We start from the raw sequence: 17,197 nt of genomic DNA on the forward strand, positions 1-17,197 counted from the left end.
GTCCCTCCTGTCCGCGCTGGCAGAGGGCGTGGCCGGTGAAGACGTCCTCTCCGATGATGCCCTGGACGTGGATGAGGCGATCGCCATGCTCGACCAAATGCCCGAGCCGCCGGCCGCGCAGACCGCCGATACCTCGATGCACACCGACACGTACGAGCCGGACGAGCTCGCGCTGTGGGTGAAGTCGGAGGACGCAGACTCAGACGACAGCGAGGCCTCGGACGGCACGGCCGCTGAGGTGAGAGCGGCGAGCACGGCGAGCACGGACTTCACCGACGACGACACCTCCACGGCGCCGATCGTCCTCCCCGGTTTCGCCTCGGAGTCGGCTGCGTCAGCGAGCGCGGTCGATCAGCTCGGCACGGACGACGAACGCGAGGCAGAGCGCGCCTCGCGCGCGGCGTTCCAACGCTGGGCCAATTCTGCCTCCGACGAGACGTCTTCTGACCGCACAACGAGGTCGTCCGACACGTAATAGAGCGCGACGTCGATGTGCTGCAGCGGCACACCGTGCCGCTTGTGATAAGCGAGGCGATACAGCGCGAGCTGCAGCATCCGCTCTTCCTTCGCCTTCGCTGACGTCGGTGCGCGCCCGGTCTTCCAATCGACGATCTCGATTCGACCGTCGCGGAGGTAGACCGCGTCGAGCTTGCACACGATCGTCCCGAGCGACTCGGCGCCGGTCAGAGTGATATCGATCTCGGTTTCCACTTCGATGGGGGCGAGTTCTGCCCACTCCGAGGCGAGGAAGATCTCGCTCAGACGCTCGAGCTCGGCCGCATCCGCAGTCGAGGCCTCGGTCGCGACGATGTCGTCGTCGTCGGCCTCCCAGAGTCCTTCGTCCAGGGAGGTGCCCCGACCCGCGAGTCCCGAGCGCTGCTCGACCCACGCGTGGAACAGGGTGCCCAGCCGGGTCTGTCGGTAGGGGCGCTCGGGCACCGGGCGAGAGATTGCGTCGACGGTGCGCCCGTAGTCGGTGACGAAATCTTTGAAGCGGGATGCCGCAACCCGCGGTGGCGCGTCACGCTCCACCCCTCGTGCTCGCGCGTCTCTTTCGAGCAGCAGGCGGCGAAGTTCTTCGGTCGGGGCATCGCGAACGGGATCATCCATGCGCGCCGTGACCAGCGCGGCGGCCGCGCGTACCCGGTTGCCGCGCGAACCCAGCGGGTCGAGCGGCCACTGCAGGGTGGCACCCAGGCGGCTCTCGTAAGGATTCTCTCCGGAATCGTCCACGACCACCGGAGCAAGCCCGAGCGTCTCGACGATCTCATCGAGGTACACGCTCGGCTTTCGCGCATCGCGTTGCCCGCCCCACTGCGACCCCGTGAGCATAAGGTCATGTCGGGCACGCGTGACGGCGACATACGCCAATCGCCGTTCTTCCTTCTCTTGATGGGCTCGGTTCGCCGCTTTGAAGGCTGCGATGGCTTTGGCCAGCGTCGGGCGATCGCCCGGAGCCGCGGGGTCCCAGTCCAGCCCGGGGAGCGCGTCGCGGTCGCCACGAAAGGCGTACGGCAGAACGCCGAAGCCGAGCCAGCCGAGCGTCGTGCGAGGTCGCTTCGGGAGTTCCTCCTGAACGAGACGCACCACCGCCACGGCGTCCCACTCGAGGCCCTTCGCGCCGTGAATCGTGAGCAACTGCACAACTCCGGGCTCGGGCGGCTCGGGGCGGGGCATGAGTTCATCGGTCTCTTCGGCGTGATCGAGCCAAGCCAGCAGGCTCCCCACCGATCCCCGTTCGTCGGAGGCGAGGAAGGTGCGGATCTCGTCGACGAAGGAACGCAACTGCGCCGAGGCGAGCCGCGCAGGCCCGCGACTCTCGTTCGCCGCCAGTTCGACGTCCAGTCCCAGTTCAAGCTCGATGGAGCGGATCAGGTCGGGGATCGGTTGGCCGACACCCGCGCGCAAACGTTCGAAGGCCGCACCTGCCTCGGTGAGGCGTCGCACCCCCTCACGACTGAATCCGGACAACAGGCCATAGCTGTCGGGAAGCGACCGCACCACGTCTACGGCGTCGACGATGGATACTTGCTCATCGGGACCCACGGACCCGCGAAGGCGTTGGATCACGGCATCCGGTAGCCGCGCATACGACTCGTCGCGTTGAGTCAGCGTCTTCGCGAGTTCATGCAGTGCGGCCATGTCTGCCACGCCCACACCGAATCTCGGGCCTACGAGCAAGCGGATGAGCGACGACCCCTGAGCCGGGTCGCTGATCACGCGCAGAGCCGCGACCACATCGACGACCTCGGGGGTCGAGAGGAGACCGCCGAGACCCAGAATGCGGTGAGGGATGCCTCGTGCCGCGAGCGCATCGGCGAACACGGTCATGTGTCGCTTGGCGCGAAACAGAATGGCACCGGAATGCGCAGCGGCGCCGGTGTGTTCCGAACGCACGCTCTCGAACCAATCCGCGACAACGCCCGCTTCGTCCTCGATGGTGGACGCGAAGGTGCGCTGCACCCTGCCTACGGCGGCACCCGGTCGAGGGGCCAGCGGAGGCACCTCGACCGCATTCGGCCCAGCCCCCGCGATCAGGGCGTTCGCGGCATCCAGAATCTGCGCGTCGTTTCGCCAACTGACCATCAGAGCGAACCGCTCGCACCCAGCCCCGGACGAGAAGACGCGAGGAAAGGCCGCGAGGTTGTCGGCGCTGGCACCGCGCCACCCGTAGATCGACTGATGCGGATCGCCGACAGCCATCACCGCTGTGTCTGCGAAGATCGCCGCCAGCAACTGCGTCTGCAGCACCGACGTGTCTTGATACTCGTCGAGGAGAACTGCGCGGTACTGCTCGCGCAACTCGCGGGAGACCTCGGGGGCGACAGTCACGATCTCGAGCGCCCCCGCGACCTGATCTGCAAAATCGAGGGCATTCTGCGCGGTCTTCGCACGGGTGTAGTCCTCGACAAGGCCGGTGAGGATGGGAAGTCCGCCCATCGCGGTGTGGAACTTCTCGATGTCACCGGGCGACGCAAGGGCGGGATTTTTGAGCGGCTGCACGGCGTCGGCGGCGCTCGCTCCGAACGCGGCAACAGTTTCGAGATCCGCGCGGTTGTCGAGCACCTCACCGGCCAGCCGCTGAACGGCATCGACCACCGTGCCGAAGCGGTCTTCGCGTTCGGCGAGCCTCTCATCGAGGGAAGTGATCACCGCGCGGCGCGCCATCAGCCACGATCCGGACTGGCTGAGTAGTGAGGCTTCCGTGTCGCGCCCGATGCGCGCGGCGTGTTCGCGCACGATCCCATCGGCAAAAGCGTTGTAGGTCGACACCCGCGGGCGCAGGAGGAGGTCTTCGCCGATGGTGTTCGCATCGACGGGCGCAACGGCTCGGCGATCCTGCGCCATGCGATCAAGCGCAGCGGCGAAAGAGACTCGACGCATCCGCTCAGGAAGGATCTCGATGCGGTGCCACATGCCCTCGAGCTCGCCCGATTCGGCCAGCGCGGGCAGATGGCGTGCAAGCCCGCGACGCGCGTACTCGTCGAACCGTGCAAGCCGCGCGTCGATCCTCTCCGCGAGCTCTCCGGCTGCCTTGCGCGTGAAGGTAAGCCCCAGTATTTCGTCTCTGCGGACGTGTTGGTTGGCCACCAGCCAGACCACGCGTCCGGCCATGGTCTCGGTCTTGCCGCTCCCGGCACCGGCGATCACCAGGGCGGGCGCGGGTGCCGACTCGATGACGGCCCGCTGATCTGCGGTCGGCGCAGGAAGGCCCAGGGCAGCCGCGAGCACCAGAGCAGAGAGCTCGCTCTCGCGCGGCCACGCGAGGAGTCCGCTCACGAAGCGCTCACCGCCTTGACGGTGTGCAGCCGGCACACGGCGAACCTGTCGTCGGTGCAATGCGCGTCGATGTTCGCGATGAAGGATGCTGCGGCCATGCCCCGCGCATCGGCAGCGATCCGTTGCACGAACGCCGTGCGTTGCTCGGGCGTCAACGGCGCCTGGTGCGCAATGCGATAGTCGGTGTTCTTCAGCGTCTTGGAGAGCACAAGAAGGCGCGCACCCGCATTCTCAGTGCCGACGACGCCCTCGATCAGGCCGGATTCGACCGCAAGCTGGTACGCCGAAAGCTGCGCATCTTCTCGAACCTTCTCGGCCGACACCCTCGATTCACTTCGGCCGGTCTTGAGGTCGACCACCACGACGCGCTTCCTGTCACCTTCGGCGAACGGTACTTCTTCGCCGCGGCGGGCCGGATACACCTCGACCCTGTCTATCGAACCGCTGAGGACGGCACGCCGACCCGGGGGCGGCGCGCCGCCACCCGCTGGTTCACTCCCCCACAGACGCGGCTCGACCTCGGGATCGTCGGGCAGTTCGACCGCCAGCTGGAAGCGTGCTTCGGCTCCGATGGCCTCGCCCTCCTCGCGCTGGAACCGATCGAGGTAGACATGGAGTCGTCGTACCAGGCGCTGCGCCCACGCGTGTTCTTGGCGCTCGAGCCACGGTGCCTCGAACTGCAGCTCGCCCCATCGCCCATCGACGATGCGCTGCAGATCATCGATCGCTCCGCCGGGAGCCTCTTCCATCGCCGCATGCAAAATCGTGCCCAGCCCTGCCGAGAACGACCGCGAGTCGCCGCCGAGCGTGCGGATCGCCCAGTCGAGGCCGCACGCCTCGAACCCCTCGAGCCGCGACGGCGACACGCGCACCGGTGCACGATCCAGATCGTGCAGGGGTCCGTCGCTGGACGGCGCGATCACGCCGTACCACTGCTCTGGACGCGCACCGGCAACACCGGCGTCGGCGAGCAGAGCAATCTGCCCCGCCGCGTGCGCGCGCTCCTGCTCATCTGTCGATGACGTCAGGGTGCGTCGATGCAGCGCGACCAGCCCACGGAGGGTGAGCGGATGACCCGCACCGGCGCTCTCGTCGACCTCGGGTTCCGGAAGATATGCGAAGAGGCCGCTCGGGCCGAGATCGTCGTCATCGACCGCGGTGACGAGCAACCGCGAGCGAGCGCGTGAGACCGCCCGCACGAAGAGCCGAAGTTCTTCATGGAGTACGCCGCGCCGCCGATCGAGCACGGCGGGGTCCGCTGCAGATCCGCCGACGCGCCACGCCGCGACGTCGTCGGCGAGGCGCCAGGCGTCGAGGAGTCCTCCGCGAAGCCGCGTGTTCGGCCATACGGCGTCCTGTACTCCGGCGATCACCACGGCTTCGAACTCGGTGCCGAGAGCCGCCGCGGGGGTGAGTAGTGACACCGCGCCGGGACGTTCGGGCGCGCTCAAGTGGTCTTCGGGTACCTCTGTGTCGAGGACGTCGCGGATGAATCGCGCAGGACCGTCCGAAGGGGAACCCTCGGCGATCCGTTCCACCGATCGCTTTGCCGCACCGAACAGAGCGACCAGCGCATCCAGCCCACGCGACGCATCCTCAGCCACAGAACCGGATCCCGCCGCTTGGCGCGTCCACGCGCGTTCGAGTCCCGACCGCTCCCACGCGATCCACAAGAGTTCGTGGATCGTCGCACCGCGCTCGGCTTCGTCGTGTACCCGCTGAAGTGTCACGGCCAACCGTTCGGCCCGCCGCGCCTCGGGGGCATCGATGAGGGCAAGCTGGGCGGGTTCGGCGAGGGCCTCCGCCAGGAGAGTGCGCGCGGGGCGCGTGCCACCGTGGGAGATCTCGGCGACACGCAATCGGGCGCGGATGCGGCGGAGGGCCACCGCATCCATTCCGCCGAAAGGCGTGATGAGCGCGTCGGCGAGCGCGTCGGGATCACGTTCTGCGGCGGGTGCGATCCCCAGGGCGATCAGCGTCACCAGATCTCGGACGACAGGCTCGGCTCCGAGCGGCCGCGGAATGCTGGCCGCACGTGTTGGCACCTCGCGCGCCGCGAGTTCGGCCTCGAGGCGCGCAACCTGCCGCGTGTCGTGGGCGATCACTGCGAGGTGATCCCACGCGATTCCATCCATCACGTGCCAGCGTCGCAGCGCGCGCGCGATCGCGTCAGCCTCTTCGAACGGCGAAGCCGAGTGAAGGACTTCGATCACGCGCTCTTCGTCTTCATCGGGCGGCAACGGGGCTCGCCGATGCTCGACCCGCCCGCTCGCGCCGATGGATGCCGTGACGGTTCTGGTCAATCGCGTGAGCGGCGCCGCCGCGCGGTGAGGCTCGTCGAGCACGGCGACCACCCCGAGAGCGGTCGAAAGCTCGTCGAAGAGGTCAGCGCTGGCACCGCGAAAAGACCCTGATCCGATGTCGGGGTCACCGAACGCCACAACCGCGATGCCACGCGCCCGCGCGGCCCGCAACAGCGCAATCCCGCCGCGAGTGAGCTCTTGTGCGTCGTCGACCAGGATCACCCGCAAGCCAGCTGCCGGGCCGATGACGTTGGCGGATGCTTCGGCCAGCAGACCGGCCGCCTCACGAACGAGTTCGGCGGGGTCCCGATGGGCCGGCCGCAATCTTGCCGTGGCGTACCGGTAGTCGTCGAAGAAGGATGCCGCCGCCGCCCAGATCGGGCGATCTTGCGAGCTGGCGAGCTGTGCGAGTTCGGCGGAAGACAGTCCCAGCTCTGCGCAGAGCGCGTAAAGCGCGCGTAGTTCTGCCCTGAACGCGCGCGAGCGACGTACGGGAGCACCCAGCCCTTCGGGCCAGCGGTCGTGGCCCGTCGCGGCATCCTCCTCATCACCCGCGAGCAGTTCAGCGATGATGCGGTCCTGGTCGCCGGCTGTCAGAAGTTGCGGAAGAGGTGCCTTCGCGGTGACCGACGCAGAGCGCACCAGCTGAAACGCGAAGGATGCGGTCGAGCGCGCGAGAGGGCCGGGTGTGGCGAGGTCGAACCCGGAACCCAAGCGGTCGCGCAGCGCAGTCGCAGTCTGTCGCGTCGGCGTGAGAACCATCAGCTCATCGGCGCCCATACCCGCGATGAGGAGCGAACCCACGCGCGCCACAAGAGCAGTCGTCTTGCCTGTTCCGGGGGCTCCGAGAACGACTCCCGAGACATCGGGCGCGAGGTCGGTGAGCGCGCGCTGACGCTCGTCGAGGACGAGGCCGGATGCGCGCGGTGCGGGCGGGAGCATGTCATCGAACGTAGCGCGCCATCCCGACACCCGCGTTCGCCGACAGCGTGGCTCGTGCGGGCAGGGGCCTTCGCGCCGTGTCGTAGAGTTGCCATGCGCCAGGGCACCCGGCGCTGTGTGAGAAAGGCAGTCACGTGGAGATCCGAATCGGCATCGCGAACACCGGACGCGAGCTCAATTTTGAGACCAACGAAGCGGCCGACGCCGTGAAGAAGTCCGTCGGCGGAGCGCTGGACTCGGGCGCCACTCACCTCTCGTTCAGCGACACCAAGGGCAACGCCTACATCGTTCCGACGGCAAGCCTCGCTTACATCGAGCTCGGCACCGAAGAGTCCCGACGCGTCGGCTTCGTAGCCTGACACGCGCGACGCACCACGATTCGACACTCCCGTGCAGATACTTCTCGCGCTCGTCATCGGCGCTGCGATCGGCCTTGCTCTCGAGTTCCTGATTCCGCACCGCGCCCTCCGCGGCGCGGCGATCGCTCCGCTCGTCGGCGCGGCCTCCGCCGCTTTGGTCTGGATGATCCTGACGTGGGCAGGAGTCGGGCTCGAGAATCCGCTCCTCTGGCTCTCGGCGTTCGTGGTGCCGGTCGTGGTGACGTGGCCCTTGCTGGTGCTGATCAGCCGCCGCCGGCTCACCCATGACGAAGAAGAGCGCGTCCGACTGAAGATCGGCTGAGGTCTAGGCGGCCAGGCCCATCGCGTCCATGCGACGCGAGTGGGCCGCCATCAACTCAGTGAACACCGGCTCGACCTTCTCTTCGTCGGCGAGCCGCAACTCCGTCGGCCGGAGCGCCGCGCGGGCGATGAGCAGTGTGTCGCCTACCAATCGCCTTCCCCACATCGCCAGAAGTGACTTCCATTCGATGTCGCTGGCGATCGTTTCGGCGATGATCTCGACAATGGCTTGGCGATCGTCGTCGGTGCCGAGAATCCGCGCAACGCGCCGCCCCGTGTCGCCGTAGCTGGATGCGAGTGTCAGGTAGAAGTCATCGAGCATGCCTGCGGTGATGTGCACGGACAGCATCGTTTCTTGCGGCCGCACCCCGTGCGTCGCCCGGCGGAACGCGTCCAACGGCTCACGGAACGGGAGCATGAGCGTCGTCGGGTCATCACCGCGCTCGCGGATGACCCCGACGAGTTCTTCGTGCTTGCGTAGCGCTGCGCCCGCGGCTTTCGAGAGGGACTCCTTCTGAGCGAGCTCCGGCGTGAGAGCAATCAATTCGCTCAGCGTCTCGAAGAAACCCAGCTGCAGATAGGCCGCTTGGCCGAGGAATGTGTTGATGTCGGGCGCGAGCTCTTCGAAATCCACCCGGGTGGTATCGCCGAGGTCACCCCGCGACCGCAGAGCGAGTACACCACCGGAGGGTCGACGTCTCTGCCAGAACCAATTCACCACGCCACCAGACTACGGCCGTGGGCGCCACCACGACGAGGCCGGTATCCTAAGGAATGCCCCGGCGATGGATCGGGGCCCCGCGCCTGTGGCTGAGTGAAGAGGCGTGGACCTTTTCACACCCGGCGGCTTCTCACCGCCAGACAGGCACTCATCGTGACGACCTTCGCCGAGCTCGGCGTCGATCAGGACATCGTGGATGTTCTCGCGGCGAAGGGCATCATCGATGCCTTCCCCATTCAAGAACAGACGATTCCGCTCGGACTCCCCGGTCAAGACATCATCGGGCAGGCCAAGACCGGTACCGGTAAGACATTCGGATTCGGCATCCCCGTCGTCCAGCGTCTGGGTCCCGACCCCGAGCACGGCGTGAAGGCCCTCATCGTCGTCCCCACGCGCGAGCTCTGCGTGCAGGTCTACGAAGACATCGACATGCTGACCCGTGGTCGGTCAACCAGCGTGGTGGCCATTTACGGCGGCAAGGCATACGAAGGTCAGATCGACCAGCTCAAGGCCGGCGCGCAGATCGTCGTCGGCACCCCCGGGCGACTCATCGACCTCAACAACCAGCGTCTGCTCGATCTCTCCCACGCGACCGAGGTCGTGCTCGATGAGGCCGACAAGATGCTCGACCTCGGCTTCCTTCCCGACATCGAGAAGATCTTCCAAAAGGTTCCCGCCATCCGGCACACCCAACTCTTCTCCGCGACGATGCCCGGGCCGATCGTCGCCCTCGCGCGGCGGTTCATGACGAACCCGATCCACATCCGCGCAACCGACCCGGATGAGGGTCTGACTCAGGCGAACATCAAGCACCTGGTCTATCGCGCGCATTCGCTCGACAAGGACGAGGTCATCGCCCGCATCCTGCAGTCCGAGGGTCGCGGTAAGACCGTCGTCTTCACCCGCACCAAGCGCGCAGCTCAGCGTCTCTCAGATGAGCTCGGCGATCGCGGCTTCAACACCGCGTCGGTGCACGGTGACATGAGCCAAGAGTCCCGCGAGCGTTCGATGGCCGCCTTCAAGGCCGGCAAGAAGGACGTGCTGATCGCGACCGACGTCGCGGCCCGCGGAATCGACGTCGATGACGTGACCCACGTGATCAACCACACGATTCCCGACGACGAGAAGACCTACCTCCACCGCGCCGGCCGCACCGGTCGCGCGGGAAAGACAGGCATCGCCGTCACCTTCGTCGACTGGGACGACCTGCACAAGTGGGCCCTCATCAACCGTGCCCTCGAGTTCGGTCAGCCCGAGCCCGTCGAGACATACTCGTCGAGCCCGCACCTGTTCACCGACCTCGACATCCCCACGGGGACCAAGGGTCGCCTGGTCACCGCGCCGCGCACGCAGACGGTCAAGACGCAGAATGCCACCGCCCCCGCGAGCGCCGCAGGTTCTGGACGCTCCCGCCAACGGCGTCGTCCGGGCACGAGCACATCGACCGGCGCCGAGCGCAATGCCGCACCCACGGTTCCCGCAGAGCACGGTGCGAACGATGCTGCCGACGGAGCGGGAACGCACGACGGTGGCGGCAAAGAGCACCACGACGGAAACGCGGCGCCCCGGCGCCGTCGCCGCCGTCGTGGAGGATCGCGCCCCGACGGCACGCCTACCCCGTCCTAGTGACGCTGCCGCAGGCGTTGTAGCCGAGGGTCTAGTGTGATCTCGGTGCCTCCCGCATCGACCAATGTTTGAAAGGCCGAACGTGCGACTTATTGATGCAGTAACTACATCTGTCGAATATCAGGGATTCTGGGGATCCTTCTGGGACATCATCTGGTGGTTCCTGGCAGTGTTCATCTTCTTTGCGTATCTGATGGTGCTCTTCTCGATCATCGGCGACATCTTCCGCGACCGGAAGCTCGCCGGAGGCTGGAAGGCGCTATGGATCGTCTTGCTCATCTTCTTCCCCTTCATCACCGCACTTGTCTACCTGATCGCCCGCGGCGGCAGCATGGCCGAGCGCAGTGCCGAAGCGGCACAGCAGATGCGCCACGCTCAGGACGACTACATCAAGTCCGTTGCTGGCTCCTCGTCCCCCGCAGAAGACATCGCCAAGGCGAAGTCTTTGCTGGACTCGGGCGCGATCAGCCAGGCTGAGTTCGACCAGCTGAAGGCCAAGGCCCTCGCCTGATTCGACATCTCAACGAGTAGCGCCTCGGTCTTCCCTCAGGGATAGACCGGGGCGCTTCCCGTTGCACGGTCGATGATGCGGCTCACCATGTCGTCGTCAGTCGTGTTCTCACCCGGAAGATTGGGTTTGCCTGCACCGTGATAATCGCTGGACCCTGTGACGATGAGGTCGTTCTCGCTGCAGAGCCGGCGAAGAGTGCGCACCCCGGCGTCGAGATTCTCGCGGTGACCGAGTTCGAACCCCGCCAGACCGGCGCCCAGCATCCTCACCATCAGTGGGTTCGGCAGCAGACCGGCGCGACCGGCGGGGTGAGCGATGATCGCCACACCGCCCGCTTCGCTGATGAGCCGAACCGCCGTGACGGGGTCGGGCGCGAACAGCGCGATGTAGTAATTGCCCCGAGGACTCAGGATGCCCGAGAATGCCTCGGCCCGATCCTGCACGTGTCCTCGAGCGATCAGCGCATCGGCGATGTGCGGGCGGCCCACAGTTGCTCCATCCGCTGTCTGAGCGACGATGTCATCCCAGTCCAGGTCGAAGTCGTGCGAGATCCGGTCGGCCATCGTCCGCGCTCGGTCCAGGCGCGACAGGCGAATTCTGTCGGTCATTTGCCGCAGAGCCGCGTCGTCCGGGTCGAACAGGTAGCCCAGAACGTGCACGCTGCGCCACTCTTCTTTGGCCGAGAGCTCCATCCCCGGCACAAAGGTCATGCCGAGCGACACCGCCGCATCAGCGGCCTCGGCCCACCCCGAAGTGGTGTCGTGGTCGGTCAGTGCGGCCGTCCGCAGACCATATCGATGTGCCGCGGCCATGACCTGCGCCGGGGGCTCGGTTCCGTCGGAGTGATCCGAGTGCAGGTGCAGGTCACTCGGTCCCTCGAATCGACGCGTCCCCTGCACCCTTTGAGCGTAACGCGGTCGTGCATGCGGGGCGCGGCATCTGTCGCGAAATATGCCCGCTCAATCGCTCCCGCGTGCCGAGATTTCTCAGACTGCTGACATAGAGTCGCGGCGTGCTTCGCCTCCTCGGGATTCTCTTCACTGTGCTCTGCGCCATCGCGGCAGCCGTGCTCACGTTCCCTGGCTTCTTCCGGGTCGATCGCTACTTTCCGATCGCCCAGATCATCTCGTTTCGAGGGTTGCTCGCGGTCGCATTCGCCATCGCCGCGATCCTCGCGCTCCTGCTTGCCATCGTGCGCCCGTTGCGCGCATTCGCCCTGTCACTGGCGCTGATCGCTCTCATTGCTGCCGGTTCGAACGGCGTGATTCTCGCCACGCGGGGCCTGGGCACAGAGACGCTCCCCGACAAGACAGAGGGAAGCATCCGTGTCATGACGTGGAACACCGCAGGGTCGGCGACATCGCCAGAAACGGTGGCGCAAATTGCTGTGGCGATGGATGCCGACATCGTGACTCTCCCCGAAACCACGATCGAGACCGGCGAACAGGTCGCTCTCGCGATGCGCGATCTCGGGCACCGCATGTGGGCTCACCACGCCGAGTACGGAGAGGACGGGTGGGACGCGCGCTCCACCACTCTGCTGATCTCACCCGATCTCGGCAACTACTCCGTCATCGAATCGTCGCAGGACGGCACGAGCAACACCTCGACCGTTCCGAGCGCCGTTGCGATGCCGACCTCGGGCGTGGGTCCGATCGTCGTCGCCGTGCACGCCGTGGCGCCGCGTCCGGCGTACATGAAGTTCTGGCGAGACGACCTCCAGTGGCTGGCAGACCAGTGCGCCGACGCTGGCGTGATTCTTGCCGGAGACTTCAACGCCACACTCGACCACTTCGGCGGACTGGGCGTCGACGGCGGCGATCTGGGCCTCTGCCACGATGCCGCCGTCGAGACCGGAAACGGCGCCGTCGGCACGTGGACGACGGAGATTCCCGCCCTTGCCGGAGCACCCATCGATCACGTCATGGCCTCGACCGCATGGAAGCCCACCGGATCGCTCGTTCTCCGGTCGATGGACGGCTCGGGGAGCGACCACCGGCCGCTGATCGTCCAGCTGGAGCCTGCCGGCACTCAGTAGCGCGTGGAAGAATGCTCGTATGAGCACCGCAGCTGACAGCGACACGATCGCGACAGAGCAAGAGTCCGCCCCGACGACCTCGAGCACCAATCGACGCCAGTCGTTCGGCCAGGGATTTCTCGATAGCATTTCGACCGGTTGGGCAGACCGAGCCGAAACGATGCCCGCCCCGCGCGAGCAGGCACCGTTCGCAGCCTCACGTCGCGCATCGGTATCGGCGGCGTTCCCGGGCAAGCGCCTGGTGATTGAAGCGGGCGGGCTCAAGCAGCGCAGCAACGACACCGACTACCCCTTCCGCGCGCACTCCGCCTTCGCGCATCTGACCGGTTGGGCGTCGGATGCCGAGCCCGACGCGGCGCTCGTGTTCGACCCGACCGAATCGGGCCACAACGTCACGCTGTATTTCCGTGAACGCGCGGATCGCACGACGAGCGAGTTCTATTCGGATGCCTCGATCGGCGAGTTCTGGATCGGACCGCGGTCCGCCCTCGGCGGAGTCGCTTCCGATCTCGGGCTGGCGACCGCGCACATCGACGACTTCGTCGCGAGCGAGGACGACTTCGTCGTCGGTGTCGACGAGAAGCTCACCCAGTTCGTCTCAGAACTGCGCCTCATCAAAGACGACTACGAGAAGGCGCAGCTTCAGCTCGCCGTGGATGTCACCGCGGACGGCTTCGACGACATCATCGCCAACCTTCCCGCCATCATCGAACACCCCCGCGGCGAGCGCATCGTCGAAGGTGTCTTCCACCGCCGTGCCCGGAGCGACGGCAATACCGTGGGCTACGACACGATCGCCGCATCCGGTCCCCATGCCTGCTATCTGCACTGGACCCGCAACGACGGCGCAGTGCGTCCCGGCGACCTGATCCTCATCGACGCGGGCGTCGAGGTCGACAGCCTCTACACCGCCGACATCACCCGCACGATTCCGGTCAGCGGCACCTTCACGGACGTTCAGCGACGCGTCTACGAGGCGGTTCGCGAAGCCGCGGACGCGGCGTTCGCCGCCGCACAGCCAGGAGCGAAGTTCAGTGACCTCAACAAGGCAGCGTGGGAGGTCATCGCCGCTCGCACAGCCGAATGGGGCATCCTGCCCGTCAGCGCTGAAGAGTCGATGAACCCCGAGACCGGGCACCACCACCGCCGCTACATGGTGCACGGCACGAGCCACCACCTCGGCATCGACGTCCACGACTGCGCCCAGGCGCGTCGCGAGCTCTATGCCGGCGGCACGCTCGAGGCGGGCATGGTCTTCACGATCGAGCCCGGTCTGTACTTCCAGGTCGACGACCTCACCGTGCCGGAGGAATACCGCGGCATCGGCGTGCGCATCGAGGACGACATCCTGCTCACCGCCGACGGGCCGGAGAACCTCTCGGCGAGCATTCCCCGCTCGGCCGACGAGGTCGAGGCCTGGGTCGCGCGTTTCGCGTCGTGACCTTCACCTCTCCCCCGTCCTTCACGACACGACCGACGCTGTCAGGCACGTTCGGGATGTCGGCATCCACGCATTGGATCGCCACCGCGACCTCACAGGCCGTGCTCGAACGCGGCGGTAACGCGTTCGATGCCGTCGTCGCAGGTGGGTTCGTTCTGCACCTCGCAGAGCCGCACCTGAACGGCCCGGGTGGCGACCTCGTGGGCATCTTCGCGACTGCCGATGAGCCGGGGACTCCCGTTGTGCTGATGGGCCAAGGTCCGGCGCCAGCGGGGGCGTCCATCGAGCATTTTCAGGCGGAGGGGCTCGATATCGTTCCAGGAGCGGGCGGTCTCGCCGCAGCCGTGCCCGGTGCGGTGGATGCCTGGCTCGTGCTGCTGCGCGATCACGGCACGTGGGAACTGGGCGACGTGCTCAACTACGCCATCGGGTACGCACGCACAGGGATTCCGCTGCTCCCCCAGGCGGCAGCATCCATCGCGCGCGTCGCCGACCTGTTCCGCGACTACTGGCCGTCCTCCGCGGCACTGTGGATGCCCGAGGGTGTCCTGCCCGTCGCCGGATCGCTGGTGCGCAACTCCGCCTACGCCGATGTCCTGGACTCGCTCGTACACGCGTCGTGCCGAGTGCGGGACGACGGGCCGATCGGACGCGCCGCGCGGATCGATGCAGCCCGGCATGAATGGCGGACCGGGATCGTCGCGCACGCGGCATCCGCGTTCCTCGCACAGCCGCACCGGCACTCCACCGGAGGCGACCACGCGGCTGTCATCACCCCGACGGACTTCGCCGGCTTCTACGCGAGCTACGAAACCGCGATGACCGCGGATTTCCGCGGCCACACCGTCGCCAAGGCGGGCGCATGGACTCAGGGTCCTGCCCTACTGGAAGCGCTGCGAATTCTCGAGGGCTTCGGTGATGACGAAATCGACCCGTCCACCGAGCGCGGCGCCCACCTCACGATCGAGACGCTCAAGCTCGTCCTCGCCGATCGGGATGCCTACTTCGGCGAGGGGTTCGACGCATCCGTCCTCCTTGCCGACGCGGTCATCGAGTCACGTCGCCGGGAGATCGGCGAAGATGCTTCGCTCGAGTGGAGGCCCGCCGCGCTCGACGGTGTTCTCGCGTTCTTCCCACCGCTGCGCCGCCCCGATGGCACCGCGCTCGCTGCGACCGCGGGAGATCCTACGGTGGATCGCTCTGGTCACACACGCGGTGACACCTGCCACATCGACGTCGTCGATCGGTGGGGCAACATCGTCTCGGTCACGCCGTCCGGCGGTTGGCTACAGTCGTCGCCGACGATTCCCGAGCTCGGATTCTGCCTGGGCACACGCCTGCAGATGACCTGGCTGGATGCCTCGTCCCCGTCCGCGCTGATTCCGGGCACACGCCCACGCACGACGTTGACGCCGACGCTGGTTCTGCGCGATGGGCGAGCGGTGATCGCTTTGGGCACACCCGGCGGCGATCAACAGGAACAGTGGCAGCTCCCTGTGCTGGTGCGCATGCTCGCGGGTGGCTACACCGCCCAGGAGGCCATCGACGCCCCCAGCCTGCACACGACCGCACTCATCGACTCGTTCTGGCCGCGCACCTGGGATCCAGCTGGCGTGGTCGTGGAGGATCGCCTGGGTGATGACGTCATCGCGGCACTCGAGCGTCGCGGTCACGCGGTCGTTCGAGCGGGCGAGTGGTCGCTCGGACGTGTGTCGGCGGTGGGTCAGGATGCCTCGACCGGCACGCTCTGGGCGGCGGCGAACCCGCGCGGCATGCAGGGGTACGCCGCAGGCCGGTAGCTACGCCTGCGCGCGCATCCAGGCGGCTACGAGCGGGGCAAGTTCCGCGCCGATCTCATCTGCGGGACGCTTGCGGCCCTTGACCTCGAAGGAGTGTCCGCCGCCGTCGATCCACGCGATCTCTGCGGCACGGCACGACTCGACCGCCTCGACCAACTGCGAATGCGGGTCGATGAACGGGTCGTTGGTCCCCTCAACGAAGAGTTGTGGCGGCGTGACGTCCGGCAGGTGCGCCGTTCGCGCCTTGGTCGGGTCTCCGGGCGGATGCAGCGGGTAGCCCAGGTAGATCAGGCCTGCGGGCGCAATGACGCTCTCCGCAGCCGCCATCGACGCCATCCGGCCGCCGTACGACTTACCGGACGCGAAGAACGGGACGCCAGCGGCTTCGGCGAATTCAGCGACAGCAGCCCACGTCGAGGTCGCATGCGCGGCGGGCCCCGGCATCCGTCGTCCTGCCTCGATGTAGGGGAAGTTGAAGCGGAGCGTCGCAACGCCCTCCGCGCGCATTCCGCGCGCGAAGCCCAGCAGGAAGGGGTGGGCGTACCCGGCTCCCGCGCCGTGCGCGATCGCGAGAGTAGCCCACGCATCGTCTGGCACACCGTGAGCAGCCGACACTTCGGCGGCTCCCGCCGGGAGCGCGACCGAAAGCCGATGCTCGGTCTCGGCGGGCATCAGCGTTCCGAGGTCGCCGGGGTCTCGACGATGTGCGTATCTGGCTCGTCGACGGGCTCGGGGGTCGGATCGACGGCCACAGGGGGCACGCGCTCTCCGTACCGCGGCGGCTCCACCTCCCGCTCCGGGGGCGTAGGCCGTGCATCCGGAGCGGACACCGGCGTTGCCTCTGTGGACGGCACCTCAGCGGGAACGACCGGCGCGGAGGCAGAAGCACCCAGAATCTGTCGTGCGCGGGCAGCATTCCCCGCGGCGACGGTGACCTCGTAGTGGTCGGCCACGACCTGGGTGACCGACGCGAAGTCGCGGCGGCGGCGAACGATCGTGTAGGTGATGAGGCTCATCAGCATGCCGATCGCGATTCCGACGAAGAGCACGCCCACGAAAGCCTGAATGGGTACCGACGGCGTCCCGATCACCAAGATGGCCGAGAAGAGAAGACCGAGCAAGATTCCGTTCACGGCACCCGAACGCGCCGCGGCGGCATAGCCGAGGCGGCCCGTGACACGCTCCACAGAGCGCAATCCTTTGCCGACGATCGCGATCTGCCGAGCAGGTACGTCGGCGGCGATCAGTGTGGAAACGGCCTTCTGCGCCCGTTCGTACGACGGAAAGTCCGCGACCGACTGGCCGACATCGTCGGGTCCCTGCGTGAAGCGTCCGCCCATCATGGTCATGTCCCCA

General features: G+C 67.1%; 13 protein-coding genes. 7 read left to right on the forward strand and 6 right to left on the reverse strand.

Going from position 1 to position 17,197, the window contains the following annotated elements:
• Positions 1-351: 351 nt before the first annotated feature.
• Both LG299_RS03610 and LG299_RS03615 read right to left on the reverse strand, forming a co-directional pair.
• The gene (locus LG299_RS03610) at positions 352-3,780 is read right to left on the reverse strand and encodes a UvrD-helicase domain-containing protein (protein ID WP_404433602.1); all 3,429 of its coding nucleotides are present in this window, start codon (positions 3,778-3,780) and stop codon (positions 352-354) included.
• Positions 3,777-7,025, reverse strand: a complete 3,249-nt coding sequence (locus LG299_RS03615; protein WP_404433604.1) for a PD-(D/E)XK nuclease family protein — start codon at positions 7,023-7,025, stop codon at positions 3,777-3,779. The genes LG299_RS03610 and LG299_RS03615 overlap by 4 nt, the downstream gene beginning before the upstream one ends.
• A gap of 134 nt (positions 7,026-7,159) precedes the next feature.
• Here LG299_RS03615 and LG299_RS03620 point away from each other — a divergent pair, with 134 nt between their 5' ends.
• Positions 7,160-7,384 (forward strand): DUF3107 domain-containing protein, encoded by a 225-nt coding sequence (locus LG299_RS03620; RefSeq protein ID WP_404433606.1) that lies wholly within the window; start codon positions 7,160-7,162, stop codon positions 7,382-7,384.
• 31 nt (positions 7,385-7,415) lie between these two features.
• Positions 7,416-7,706, forward strand: coding sequence for a hypothetical protein (locus LG299_RS03625; protein WP_404433608.1), 291 nt, complete (start codon positions 7,416-7,418; stop codon positions 7,704-7,706).
• 3 nt (positions 7,707-7,709) lie between these two features.
• Here LG299_RS03625 and LG299_RS03630 read toward each other — a convergent pair whose 3' ends face one another.
• Positions 7,710-8,426, reverse strand: a complete 717-nt coding sequence (locus LG299_RS03630) for a ferritin-like fold-containing protein (protein WP_404433609.1) — start codon at positions 8,424-8,426, stop codon at positions 7,710-7,712.
• Positions 8,427-8,579: 153 nt separating this feature from the next.
• Between LG299_RS03630 and LG299_RS03635 the strand changes: the two genes are divergently transcribed.
• Together LG299_RS03635 and LG299_RS03640 are read left to right on the forward strand one after the other, a co-directional pair.
• On the forward strand, positions 8,580-10,052 hold the full coding sequence (locus LG299_RS03635; RefSeq protein WP_404433610.1) for a DEAD/DEAH box helicase: 1,473 nt from the start codon (positions 8,580-8,582) through the stop codon (positions 10,050-10,052).
• 64 nt (positions 10,053-10,116) lie between these two features.
• Positions 10,117-10,563, forward strand: a complete 447-nt coding sequence (locus LG299_RS03640) for an SHOCT domain-containing protein (RefSeq protein WP_404433611.1) — start codon at positions 10,117-10,119, stop codon at positions 10,561-10,563.
• Positions 10,564-10,598: 35 nt separating this feature from the next.
• On the opposite strand, the gene LG299_RS03645 is transcribed toward LG299_RS03640, so the two are convergent.
• Positions 10,599-11,462, reverse strand: a complete 864-nt coding sequence (locus LG299_RS03645) for a PHP domain-containing protein (protein WP_404433612.1) — start codon at positions 11,460-11,462, stop codon at positions 10,599-10,601.
• A 113-nt stretch (positions 11,463-11,575) separates the two neighbouring features.
• Between LG299_RS03645 and LG299_RS03650 the strand changes: the two genes are divergently transcribed.
• The 3 genes from LG299_RS03650 to LG299_RS03660 are packed head-to-tail and all read left to right on the forward strand — an operon-like array spanning position 11,576 to position 15,841.
• The gene (locus LG299_RS03650) at positions 11,576-12,601 is read left to right on the forward strand and encodes an endonuclease/exonuclease/phosphatase family protein (protein WP_404433613.1); all 1,026 of its coding nucleotides are present in this window, start codon (positions 11,576-11,578) and stop codon (positions 12,599-12,601) included.
• Between the two features lie 19 nt (positions 12,602-12,620).
• The gene (locus LG299_RS03655) at positions 12,621-14,042 is read left to right on the forward strand and encodes an aminopeptidase P family protein (protein WP_404433614.1); all 1,422 of its coding nucleotides are present in this window, start codon (positions 12,621-12,623) and stop codon (positions 14,040-14,042) included.
• On the forward strand, positions 14,039-15,841 hold the full coding sequence (locus tag LG299_RS03660; RefSeq protein WP_404433615.1) for a gamma-glutamyltransferase family protein: 1,803 nt from the start codon (positions 14,039-14,041) through the stop codon (positions 15,839-15,841). Before LG299_RS03655 ends, LG299_RS03660 begins: the two co-directional genes overlap by 4 nt.
• Here the strand turns inward: LG299_RS03660 and LG299_RS03665 are convergent, their stop codons facing one another.
• Positions 15,842-16,513: an alpha/beta family hydrolase gene (locus LG299_RS03665; protein ID WP_404433616.1), complete on the reverse strand. Its 672-nt coding sequence runs from the start codon at positions 16,511-16,513 to the stop codon at positions 15,842-15,844. It lies immediately after the preceding gene.
• Entirely contained in the window at positions 16,513-17,190 is a 678-nt protein-coding gene (locus LG299_RS03670; protein ID WP_404433617.1) for a general stress protein, read from the reverse strand. Before LG299_RS03670 ends, LG299_RS03665 begins: the two co-directional genes overlap by 1 nt.
• Positions 17,191-17,197 lie beyond the last annotated feature (7 nt).

Origin of the sequence: Microbacterium lacus, from assembly GCF_044794305.1 — a bacterium.
GTDB lineage: Bacteria > Actinomycetota > Actinomycetes > Actinomycetales > Microbacteriaceae > Microbacterium > Microbacterium lacus_B.